This window comes from Niastella sp. OAS944 (genome assembly GCA_024809215.1).
Lineage (GTDB): Bacteria > Bacteroidota > Bacteroidia > Chitinophagales > Chitinophagaceae > Niastella.
Genome location: JANUBW010000003.1, coordinates 1 through 11,365, shown reverse-complemented (window position 1 = coordinate 11,365; position 11,365 = coordinate 1). Strand labels below are relative to the sequence as shown.

The window sequence follows — 11,365 nt, the reverse complement described above, 5'->3', positions numbered from 1 at the left end:
GATAGGATGCCGGTTTTAGAGTTTACTCAGCCGGTTGTAGAATTGATTGGTAACTGTATTTATTCACTTAAAACTATTGCTATGTTACGTTGGACAGTAATATTCTTAGTGGTAGCCATTATAGCAGCCATATTCGGTTTTGGCGGAATAGCTGCAGGTGCTGCTTCCATAGCAAAAATCCTGTTTTTCATTTTTATAGTGCTATTCCTGATATCGCTGATCGCAGGTGGTTTCCGCCGGGTAGACTAACATTTGCATATTGTATTGATGTTAGCAACCCTGAAAGACATAAAGTCCGGAAGATTATTTGCTACAAATATTCTTTCGGACTTTTTTGATTTTTAACCATCAACGTTTAAGGAAATTTTAGGAGGGCTATAGGTAACAAATTCTTACTTTTGAATTGTATAAACGGGGGATGTACTTTATGACAAAGCAGCCAATACTTATTGCCGAAGATGACGCTGACGACAGATATCTGATACAGACTGCGTTTTCGGAGATTGGGCATCCTGAGCAAATTGATTTTGTAGAAAATGGAATTGAAGTTTTTTCTTACCTCGATAATATCTACGCGAACAACGATCATGAAGAGAAGGCGCTTCCGGGGTTTATTCTACTCGATTTGAATATGCCAAAAAAAGATGGTCGCGAAGTGTTGAAAGAATTAAAACAACACCCGGTATTTAAAAAAATACCCGTTATTGTATTTACCACTACTAAAAATGAAATAGAGATCAGGCGTTGTTATGAGCTGGGGGCAAACAGTTATGTTGTTAAGCCTATAAGCTTTGATGCCCTGTTGAAAGTGGTTGAAAATATTCGCAGTTTTTGGTTTCAAACTGCATCCATTCCTGTTTCCTGAGCCTGCTCTTCTTCCTTTTCTTTCTTTCTAAAGAACTGTTTTATTTTAGATACCAACCCCCCGGTTTCTATATGCGATGCGTAGTTCTTAATTAATAACGGAACTACCAGGCGTATAAGCCAGCCTGCTTTACGCAGTATTACTTTTTTCACAAATCCATCGGTTATCATATTTATACCCAACTGGGCCGCGGTTAAACCTGCACTGCGGGTAAATACTTTACGCAGGGTGGCGCCTATAAGCATGGCAGGCTTCAGTTCTTCCTTGATCGATTGCCAGTCTTCTCTTATTTGCAATTCCTGTGTAACCAGTAATGCTTTTAGCCTGGCTTTTTCTTCTAACAGTTCCTTATAACTATTAATCGGCTGTATCATAAATTTTTCTAACTATAAAGTTCCTGATAAATGGAAATACAATTTGTTTGCGAAGCAAGTAAAATAAGATGACCAGAAAAAGATAAAAACCTGCTACTATAAAATAACCAACAGCAGCATTGTGCAGTAATTTGCCTAAGCATAATGATAACCCAATGCCGGCTAACAGTAAAATGCATAGTATTAGTCCGGCAATTAAAAAGAAAAGAAAAGCACGGGCAACGGCTTTTGACCCTGCCTGTGCTACATTGATGCGGGCTAAATCATAATACGTTTGTGCAATTTCCTGTACATGGTTGGCCAGGTTGGCTGCTTTGGTGTTTAAATTCTCCATTTCGTTATTTTAAATCCGGCCTAAGGAATTAGTAGTAGCGTTTGTTTTATGTACAACTTAGTCACATTAACTTTCTACGCGTTCCCTTATTTCTTCTTCTGCGCCGGCGTACATATTCTTCAATTCATCCTTTCCAATTGCCAGTAACTCAGCCACATCTTCCATAACCTCATCAATACCCGTTTTTATCTTTCTTCGTAATTCACTACCTTTTTCGGGCGCCAGTAAAATGCCAACAGCAGCACCTGCGGCAGCGGCAGCCAACATGCCTAGAATGATTTTTGTGTTAGATGTCATACATTTACGTTTCAGGAATTTGAGGAAAAAATTATACCACTGACAAAAGATTCCTGAATTTTTTATATTTTTCATCAATGGGAAACAAATTCCCCAGGGGTGTTTAACATTCAGCTCTAAATAACATGACTAAAGAGCGTTTAAAGGTTTTAATAATTGACGATGAGAAGGATCTGTGCCTTTTGATTAAGGCCTACCTTAGCCGTAAAAACTGTGATGTACATACTGCCTATACACTTTCGGAAGGACTTATACAGGTAGATCAGTTTTTGCCCGACATATTATTTCTCGACAACAATTTGCCCGATGGGCTGGGGTGGGAGAAAGCGGAGAACATTATAAAGAACCATCCCAATATAAAGCTGCATTTATTAAGCGCCTTTAACCCGCCCCGCATTAAGGACAATCTGCCAGTAACCAGGATCTGGGAAAAGCCTATTTCATTGCGCGACCTGGACACATACTTCAGTTAAACTCAAATCTCAGGCACCAGGAACCAAAAAAGAACCAAATTCCAAGATCCAAGCTCCAAAAAATACAAATTTCAAGCACCAAAAAGCACTAAATCTCAAAGCCAGGCGCCAGGAACAAGCACCAAATAAAGGCTGCCTGGGAGGGGATTCTTTGGGCTTTGCAATTTGAAATTTGGGATTTCTTTTTTGAAACTTGTGATTTGAGATTTCTTCTTTGGATCTTGAGATTTGGTTCCTGGGATTTCTTTTTTGGTTCTTGTGATTTGGAATTTGGGATTTTTATCTTTGCAACTCATTTTAGAAACTATCATGATGAGAATTGCAATCAACGGTATGGGCCGAATAGGACGGCTATTGTTCAGACGGTTAATAGATAATAAGGACGTAGAGCTGGTAGCAGTTAATGACCTGATGCAAAGCGATAACCTGGCCTACCTGTTAAAGTATGATTCGGTATATGGCACTTTTGCCGGTAATATTTCACACCAACCGGCCGGTATAGAAGCTAACGGTAAACTGGTTAAAGCCTTTCAACAACCCGATCCCGCCTTATTGCCCTGGAAAGACCTGCAGGTAGATGTTGTACTGGAGTGTTCAGGAAGTTTTTCGAGCCGCGCAGGTGCCGAACAACATATAAAGGCAGGCGCACGAAAAGTGTTGCTGTCAACTACCGGTTCGGCCGATATTCCCCTGTTAGTATATGGTTTTAACCAACATGTGCTTACCCCCGGGGAAACCATTATTTCACCCGGCGGTTGCATGACCAATTGTTCAACACACATTCTGTATATTTTGAATGCTATAGGCATTAAATCGGTACAGTGTAATATTTTACACTCCTATACCTCACGCCAGGAGCTGGTTGATGCGCCCCATAAACAGTTTAGAAGAGGAAGGACAGCTGCCGAATCCATTATTCCGGTAGAAATTGACCTGGCGCATTCACTTGAGCGGTTACTGCCCGTATTGAAAGATAAAATTGCATCGGTAAGTACCAGGGTGCCGGTAGCCAATGGCGCCATGGCCGATTTTACCATACAATTAAAGGAAGAAACCACCCGTCAGGAAATTAACAAACTTTTTGCTACTGCTGCGGCTAATGAGTATAAAGGAATAATTGAATATACCGAAGACCCGCTGGTTTCGCTGGATATTAAGGGTAATACCCATTCATGTGTTATTGATGGTACCTTAACTTCAGTAGTGGGCAACCATGTTAAGATAATAGCCTGGTTCGATAATGAGTATGGCTTTACTACACGTATGATTGATTTGTTGGGTATAATGTAACGTTGGGTTGTTTGATGGTTAAGTATGACAATTGGGCGTTTAAGAGGCTGAAGTAGGAGGTAGGAGGTAAGAAGTAGGACGTAAGAAGTTGACGAGTTAACAAGTTGACGAGTTAACAAGGAAAATGCAGAGCCGTCAGGGTAATGAGAAGCCGGCGGGAAGTTAAACATTTAGGCTCTTCTTACATCATACCTCGTACTTCTTACTTCATTATTCATTCTAACGCAGGCCTTCAATTTTTGATTAGGATATTTTAATGTAGTTTTAATTCATTAAATTGAAGAAGCATACCCGGTAACTTTATTATTCGTGAATTTTGCGCATGAATTTTTGGTTATGGAAGAAATAAAAATTTTACTGGTTGAGGATGAAAAAAAGATAGCAGAGTCATTAAAGAAAGGGCTTACCGAACAGAACTATCATGTTGAAGTAGCATATGATGGGCTGATTGGAAAGAAGCTGTTTGAGACCTACCCTTTTGATCTCATAATTCTTGACATTAATCTGCCCGGTTTAAACGGTTATGAGCTGTGCAAGGAAATACGGCGGCACAGCGAACGAATACCCGTAGTAATGCTTACAGCGCTTAATACAACGGCCGATAAGATTGAGGGGTTTGATGCCGGGGCCGATGATTACATTGTAAAGCCATTCGATTTTAAAGAGCTGCTGGTACGCATCAGGGCATTGCTGAAAAGGATATATCACAATATACCTACCGGCAATATTTTAAAGGTGGCCGATCTTACCATGAACCTCGATAGTAAGGAAGTTACCCGGGCCGATAAACCAATATCGCTTACCGCCAAGGAATTTCAGTTGCTCGAATACCTGATACGGAATAAGAACCGGGTGGTATCGCGGGCCGATATTGCCCTGAACGTTTGGGATATTGATTTTGACACAAAGACCAATGTAATTGATGTGTACGTGAACTTTCTACGTAAAAAGCTGGATAAGGATTTTGAGACCCGCCTTATACATACGCAGGTAGGCATGGGCTATATCTTGAAAGAAAACCCGTAGGTTGAAAATAAAATTTAAAATAACCGCGCTATTTGCTTTACTGGTTACCATAATTCTGCTGGTATTAAGCATATCTGTTCATTACTTTACAGCGCTGCAACGTACCGAAGCATTTAAAAGACGGTTGAAAGGACGTGCCAATAACGACGGCCAGCTTTTCTCTTATTTTGGCGACAGCGACAGCACACGCGCTGTTTTGCACGCAATAGATTCTGCTTCGGCCTTTACACTGAACGAAAAAAGCGTGGCCATCTTCAATTACCTCGATAAGCCTGTATATACCTATAATGTAAATAACATCGATTCGTTGCTGCCCGATAAAGAGATATTGAAGCAGGCGCGGTTAAAACACGAAGTTTATTACTCCTCCCAAAAGCGCGATTTTCTAGCTTATCATTATACCGACAGCCGCAGCCGCATCATAGTAGTGGTGGCTGGGTATGATATTGATGGTTGGGCACGCCTGAAAGACCTGCGCGATATTTTGCTTACCTGCTTGTTTATAGGCATTGCCATTGCCCTGGTGGTGGGTTACGCCTTTTCGTTACAACTGGTAAAGCCTATAAAGCAAATTATTTCCGACGTAAAGGATATTACCTCACAGAACCTCACACATCATATACATGCCGGCAGCACACAGGATGAACTGAACCAGCTGGCCAATACCTTCAATGAGCTGCTCGATCGCCTGCAGGAATCATTTGTAATACAACGAAGGTTTATTTCCAATGCCTCGCATGAGCTATCGACCCCGCTTACTGCTATTTCGAGCCAATTAGAAGTAACATTGCAGAAAGAACGGAGTGGCGATGAGTATAAAGGCGTAATACAATCGGTGCATGAAGATGTGCAGCAAATGCAACAGCTTACTAAAAGCCTGTTGGAAATTGCAAAGACCGGTACGCAGGGAAGTATAGAATTGAGCGAGGTGCGTATAGATGAGTTGTTGTTAAAGGTTACGGCCGATGTACAAAAGAACAGTGATGAGTACAAAGTGATATTACAATTCGGCGATTTTCCGGATGATGAAAGGGCCTTTCTTGTTTTTGGCAACAGTGAATTGTTATACAGCTCACTTCGTAATATAGCCGACAACGGCTGTAAGTTCTCCTTCGATCATCATGTAATGGTGAACCTTATGTTCGAGAACGATAATGTGATCGTTCAGTTTAAGAATTTTGGCGAACCGATCACCGAAGATGAAAGCGAACATATTTTTCAACCCTTTTACCGCACACAAAGCGCTACACCCATAAAAGGTTTTGGGCTGGGGCTGGCACTTGCCAAACGCATCATTAATATGCATAAGGGAAACATCAAGGTGCAAAGTGCCCCCGATACGGGAACGGTTTTTACGATCGTACTTCCCTCTTTAAAAGCATTTGCGGCTAAAGCTTAAAGGTATATTCCCTTAATTATGTACAGGGTTTTCCCCAAACACCTGATAAGATTATCTTGTTTAATTGCTTTTTAATTCCTGTTTAATTAGCGTTTAACGGTAATAAAGCATATTTGAGTTACTATAAATTCAATGAAACCGAATCAACCTGTTTTTATTTTCCGAATTCTTGCAATTGGCGTAATCGTACTTTTGGCGTTTTCCTTTTTTCAACATTGGAAAAATAAACAGCTTACTGAAACGAATAATAAGTTGTTATTACAAAACGATTCTGTTTTATCGGTAAACCTTCAATTACAAAAAGACATTAACTTCCTGAAGCACGACCTCGATAGTTTAGTTCGCACCACTCCCGAAAGGCAACAACTGACCGCACGTTAAATAGCATCATTGATGTATCACCAATGAAGAAAGTTTGTGTTGCCGATAAGATTTTAATCGGTTTAGCAGTGTGTATGACTGTAAGTCTGACCACAGTCATAAGTTTATTATTCTATTAAAATTATATTTGAAAACTTGAGCAGTTAATTAATGTTTACACTTGTAATCATTGCGGTATAAGGCCGGTTTTTTTATTGATATACAAGGGGATGAGTTTTGAATAGTTAATCGAAAAATTTATTAATTCAATTCCTTTAACAGGTGTTCAAAATAGCGTACCTTTTGTAACAGTCCAGTAAAAAATCCTTATTAATATCTCTGCCTTACTCGTTCAATTTATACCCTGATTACGACCATTTTTATTCTTTAGTGTCTCGAGTTAGAAACCTTATGGAAGCTGCTGATAATCCATTTTGAATTGTAAAAATTTTTAGGTAACTAAAAAAGGAGGGCACCATGAAACACCACCAATCCCCTTACGTAAACAAGAGGAAGAAGTGTATTGAATTTCACATCAAGAATGCGTGTGCAAATAGAATTGTGCTCGCTGGTGATTTTAATAACTGGGCGCATGACCAGTTAACCTTACAACCTACAAACAATGGTTTCTGGAAGATCGAGATCCCTATGTTACCCCGGGGTAGATATCACTACAAATTCTTTATTGATGAACGTATGTGGGCCGAAGATATAGAAAACCAGTTTCGTGAGCCGGATGGGGTTACCGGATGGAACAGTGTGTTAGAAGTGTAGCCTTGAGAATTTATAGGCAGAAAGCTGATTGCAATAGAATTGTGTTTAAATGGTGTAATATAAAAAGAGGAGCTATTCAATTTCAGAATAGCTCCTCTTTTTTATGCGTTGTTATATACTTTGTAAACCGGTTCCCGCAATACATTGCCTTTGTCACTACAAATGAATGAAAGCACATCGGCAATTTGTTCGGGTTTTACCCAGTTGTTGAAATTGGCATCGGGCATATCTTTACGATTGGGCGGGGTATCGATAGTGCTGGGTGCAATCACCGATACTATTACATTTTTTCCCTTTGCTTCTTTATTTAAAATTTCGGCAAGGTTAAACAGCAAAGACTTGCTTAGTGCATAAGCAATTTTGTTAGCACCTTCTTCCAAATTCAAACCAGGGCGGGCGCCGGTGAATACCAGGCGGCCATAGCCATTTTGTAACATATGCTGAAACAAGGGACGGGCTATATTATATGCTGTTTCAAAGTTCAGGGTGAACATCTTTCTTATCTGGGCAATATCCGTTGAGTCAATACCGCCCATTTCAAAACCACCGGCCAGTAATACGCCGCAGTCGATATTGCCATACAGGCTGGCAGCTTCTTTTACAAAGGCATTGCTTTCGGCCTCGTTGGTAAGGTCAATGCCATGCAGTTCAAATTGGGGATGCCTGTCTGCAAAACCCAGGTGGCTACCCGAATGGTCAACTGCAATTACCTTATAATCTTCCTCCAGGAATTTTTTTACTACTGCAGTGCCCAGGTTGCCATTTGCACCTGTAATAATAATGGTTTTAGGCATATGAGATGTTATAGTTGAATTTCAAAGATAAATGGTTTGTACAAAAAAGCGCCCCGGCAACCCGGGGCGCTTTGCAAAGAAGAAAAAATATGATCTAAAACAGGAAGTTCCAGGCATGTTTATCATCATCCTGGCCTTTGCGAATGGCTTCCATTTTATTTTTCAGTTGATAACAAACGGCGTTATCGCCATAGGCAGGTAAATGGTGGTCGATACCATTTAAGTGAATAGTGGCAATAGGCGCAACAATAGCAGCCGTACCGGCGCCAAAGGCCTCGGTAATGGTGTTATGGCGGAATGCATTTTCAAGCTCTACCAGGCTTACCGGGCGGGTTTCGTAAGGAATGCCCAGGTCTGCAGCGAGCGTTAATAAAGAATCGCGGGTTACACCGGCCAAAATGCTATCGCTGGTTGGTGGCGTAACCAGCACCCCGTCAATAACGAACATGGCGTTCATCATACCACTTTCTTCAATGTATTTGTTTTCGCGGGCATCCGTCCAAAGTACCTGGTCGTAGCCGGCTTCTTTTGCTTTTTGAGTGGGGTAAAAGGCGCCACCATAGTTACCTGCACATTTAGCAGAACCGGTTCCGCCTTTGGGAGCTCTTACATATTCAGTTTCTACCTTTACTTTCAGCGCCTGTGAGAACGCCGGGCCTACAGGGCCGCTGAAGATGATGAAAGTATAATCATCAGATATTTTTACCCCAAATTTTGCTTCGCTGGCAAACATAATGGGGCGAATGTATAAGGAAGAACCGGGTTGTGTGGGTATCCAGTCTTTATCAACCTCAACCAGGCGGCGCAGGCCATCAACAAAAATTTCTTCAGGTATGTCTGGCATGCACATGCGGGCTAAGGAGCGGTTCATTCTTTCGTGGTGCTTTTGCACACGGAAGAGGTTAATGCGGCCGTCATCGAGCTTAAAAGCCTTCAAACCTTCAAATACTGATTGGCCATAGTGCAAAGCCAGCGTTGTGGGGCTTATAGTAATGTCGCCAAAAGGAATAATACGGGGAGCTTCCCACTGACCTTTTGAGTAATTGCAAATGAGCATGTGATCAGATACATATGTTCCGAATCCCAGCTTGTTAAAATCCACTTCAGGTAACCTCGATTTGGTTGTTTTCTGAACTAATATCTCATCGGTAAGTTCCATATACAAGAAATTTATTTTGTGCTACAAGTCAATTCAGAGTGTAAAGATAATTCTTATAAAAGCAATAGGCAATTGGCAACAGTGAAGAGTATTTCATGAAAACGGAACGGTTTTCATGAAATACAGAGACGTTTTCATGAAAAAGGGACAAAATTCATGAAATACTAGTCTGAATTCATGAATATGGGCCGAAATTCATGAAAGGAGGGATCAAATTCATGAAATATAGCCGGAATTCATGAAATATGAGCCTGAATTCATAAATACGGATCGAAATTCATGAAAAATCGATCTGGATTCATGAAATAAGGTCTGAATTCATGAAAATGGATCTGAATTTCACAAATATGACTCCAGTTCTTCACAAAAGCGGGCCTGTAATTATATTTCTTTCCCAATTCTTACTATTTCATTTACAAGCACTTCAAAATCTTCTAACCGGCTTCTATGATTTGTGATGGCGGTCCTTATACAATACTGCCCATTTAATAAAGTATAAGAAGGCGCCGCAATGCCCTGTTCGTGCAGTTGCATCAGGACCTCTTTATTCAGGTTATTAAGCTCCTGCATTGTCTGGTTACCCGGGTTATACCGGAAACACACAATATTCAACGGAACGGGGGCCATTAGTTCAAGCAGGGGCTCGTTTTGAACCAGTTCGGCCAGGTATTGCGCCTGCTGCAGGTTCTGCCTTATAAGCGCACGATAGGTTTCAAGCCCGTTTTGTTTTAACGACATCCAGATCTTTAATGCCTTAAAGCCCCGCGAAAGCTCCATGCCGTAATTGTTGTAACCATCCATACCGGCCGATAAACCGCGTTCATGCACCATTAAATAATTCACTGCCGATGCAAAAGCTTCGCGATGCAACTGCGGGTCGCGAATAAGCACGCAGGCCGCTTCGTAGTTCACATACATCCATTTATGAAAATCGAAAGAAAGGCTATCGGCCAGTTCCAGGCCTTTTAATGTACCGGCAAATTCGGGCAGCAGGTTAGGAACAGCGCCAAAAGCGCCATCAACATGCAACCACAGGTTGTGTTCTTTTGCTACCGCCGATAGTTCATGAAGCGGGTCAATAGCACCGGTGTTCACCGTACCGGCATTGCCCACTATGCAAAAAGGATGGTACCCGGCTGCTATATCTTCCACGATCATACGCTTTAGCTCATCAACCCGAATACGATAGTCTTCATCAACCGGCACCTTGCGAAAGTTATCGCTGCCAATGCCAATTACTTCAACACCTTTCAGCACGCAGTTATGGGTTTCGGAAGAGCCGTATATCGTGAGCGGGCCTTTAACTGCCTGCAACCCTTTTGTTTTTATATCGCGATTGGCGTTATGCCTTGCCACTACCAGTGCAGTAATGTTGGCCAGGCTGGCGCCGCTGATCAATAAGCCACTTGCGGTTTCAGGAAAGCCCATCATTTCTTTACTCCAGTCGAGCACCTGTTTTTCTACATGCATGGGCATACTGTCGCCCAGACTAACATTGGCGTTCATGCCCGATGCCAGCATATCGGCCAGCATACCGAAAGGTGTGCCGCCGCCCTGTACCCAGGCCCAAAAACGTGGGTGAATATTGTTGGTATTAAAAGGCAGTATATGTTTAAAGAATTCGTCATACACTGCCGAAGGGTTTTGCGGCACCTGGGGCAATGGTTGTTGCATACTCTCTATGGCTGCGGCGGCAGGCCTGGTATATACCGGCCGTTGGCGGGTTGTTTCGAGGTAATAGAACAGATCGTCGAGCATACGGTGGCCCAGCTCATTGAGCGTAGACCAGTTGGTGGGGTCTAATGTTCTTTCGGCTGTTAGTACTGCTTCTTTCTTCATAGTGATACAAATTTCCTGAAAGAAGCAGGTTTAAAACAGATGCAGTTTTGGATAGTAGGAGTAGATCAGATGACTTGTTGCCTGGTTGGTTTTAAGAGTTGTTCAGTTCTGAGTTCATAGTTCATAGTTCATGAAGGCGCGGCGTTAGCCGCCAAAAAACTGGTCCCGCCAACGGCGGGACCAGTAATGTATTTATAAACTGAATAACCGAACAACTGAATAACTCCAAAAGCGAAGCAAAAGCCTTTATCAACTGTATTAACTCTATCACCTTTTCAACTCCCTCGTCAACTTCCTATGTTTGCATATTCAATAAGAATAGAGATTCTACTAAGTTTGCTGCATATAAAAAGGTCTTATAGTGAAAAAAAGTGAGAGCAA

Annotated in this window: 14 protein-coding genes; 8 read left to right on the top strand and 6 right to left on the bottom strand. The window is 41.7% G+C overall.

The features are described 5' to 3' along the window. The first annotated feature begins 81 nt into the window (after positions 1-81). On the top strand, positions 82-249 hold the full coding sequence (locus tag GGD38_RS14650) for a DUF1328 family protein (protein WP_375296988.1): 168 nt from the start codon (positions 82-84) through the stop codon (positions 247-249). A 178-nt stretch (positions 250-427) separates the two neighbouring features. After that, positions 428-865 (top strand): response regulator, encoded by a 438-nt coding sequence (locus GGD38_RS14645; RefSeq protein WP_375296987.1) that lies wholly within the window; start codon positions 428-430, stop codon positions 863-865. Here GGD38_RS14645 and GGD38_RS14640 read toward each other — a convergent pair. The 3 genes from GGD38_RS14640 to GGD38_RS14630 all read right to left on the bottom strand — a co-directional run bounded on the left by GGD38_RS14640 (position 838) and on the right by GGD38_RS14630 (position 1,870). Beyond that, positions 838-1,239 carry a hypothetical protein gene (locus GGD38_RS14640; protein WP_375296986.1) on the bottom strand — a complete coding sequence of 134 codons (402 nt, stop codon included), beginning with the start codon at positions 1,237-1,239 and terminating at the stop codon, positions 838-840. The two genes, GGD38_RS14645 and GGD38_RS14640, sit on opposite strands and share 28 nt — an antisense overlap. Next, complete coding sequence (locus GGD38_RS14635; protein WP_375296985.1) at positions 1,223-1,573, bottom strand: phage holin family protein; 351 nt, start codon at positions 1,571-1,573, stop codon at positions 1,223-1,225. Before GGD38_RS14635 ends, GGD38_RS14640 begins: the two co-directional genes overlap by 17 nt. A gap of 66 nt (positions 1,574-1,639) precedes the next feature. Continuing rightward, positions 1,640-1,870 (bottom strand): YtxH domain-containing protein, encoded by a 231-nt coding sequence (locus GGD38_RS14630; RefSeq protein ID WP_375296984.1) that lies wholly within the window; start codon positions 1,868-1,870, stop codon positions 1,640-1,642. Positions 1,871-1,995: 125 nt separating this feature from the next. On the opposite strand from GGD38_RS14630, the gene GGD38_RS14625 reads away from it, so the two are divergent. The 6 genes from GGD38_RS14625 (at position 1,996) to GGD38_RS14600 (ending at position 7,192) form a co-directional block, all read left to right on the top strand. Continuing rightward, positions 1,996-2,343, top strand: coding sequence for a response regulator (locus GGD38_RS14625; RefSeq protein ID WP_375296983.1), 348 nt, complete (start codon positions 1,996-1,998; stop codon positions 2,341-2,343). A gap of 309 nt (positions 2,344-2,652) precedes the next feature. Continuing rightward, positions 2,653-3,633 (top strand): type I glyceraldehyde-3-phosphate dehydrogenase, encoded by a 981-nt coding sequence (locus tag GGD38_RS14620; protein WP_375296982.1) that lies wholly within the window; start codon positions 2,653-2,655, stop codon positions 3,631-3,633. Positions 3,634-3,969: 336 nt separating this feature from the next. Continuing rightward, positions 3,970-4,659, top strand: coding sequence for a response regulator transcription factor (locus tag GGD38_RS14615; RefSeq protein ID WP_132554617.1), 690 nt, complete (start codon positions 3,970-3,972; stop codon positions 4,657-4,659). Between the two features lies 1 nt (position 4,660). Beyond that, on the top strand, positions 4,661-6,058 hold the full coding sequence (locus GGD38_RS14610; protein ID WP_375296981.1) for an ATP-binding protein: 1,398 nt from the start codon (positions 4,661-4,663) through the stop codon (positions 6,056-6,058). Between the two features lie 132 nt (positions 6,059-6,190). Next, the gene (locus GGD38_RS14605) at positions 6,191-6,439 is read left to right on the top strand and encodes a hypothetical protein (protein WP_375303839.1); all 249 of its coding nucleotides are present in this window, start codon (positions 6,191-6,193) and stop codon (positions 6,437-6,439) included. Positions 6,440-6,895: 456 nt separating this feature from the next. Next, on the top strand, positions 6,896-7,192 hold the full coding sequence (locus tag GGD38_RS14600; RefSeq protein WP_375296979.1) for a hypothetical protein: 297 nt from the start codon (positions 6,896-6,898) through the stop codon (positions 7,190-7,192). 101 nt (positions 7,193-7,293) lie between these two features. Here GGD38_RS14600 and GGD38_RS14595 read toward each other — a convergent pair whose 3' ends face one another. The 3 genes from GGD38_RS14595 to GGD38_RS14585 form a co-directional block, all read right to left on the bottom strand. Next, positions 7,294-7,986: an SDR family NAD(P)-dependent oxidoreductase gene (locus GGD38_RS14595; protein ID WP_375296978.1), complete on the bottom strand. Its 693-nt coding sequence runs from the start codon at positions 7,984-7,986 to the stop codon at positions 7,294-7,296. Positions 7,987-8,080: 94 nt separating this feature from the next. Beyond that, a complete protein-coding gene (locus GGD38_RS14590; RefSeq protein ID WP_375296977.1) occupies positions 8,081-9,145 on the bottom strand; it encodes a branched-chain amino acid aminotransferase in 1,065 nt (354 codons plus the stop codon). A gap of 381 nt (positions 9,146-9,526) precedes the next feature. After that, positions 9,527-10,984 (bottom strand): pyridoxal phosphate-dependent decarboxylase family protein, encoded by a 1,458-nt coding sequence (locus tag GGD38_RS14585; protein ID WP_375296976.1) that lies wholly within the window; start codon positions 10,982-10,984, stop codon positions 9,527-9,529. Between the last annotated feature and the right edge of the window lie 381 nt (positions 10,985-11,365).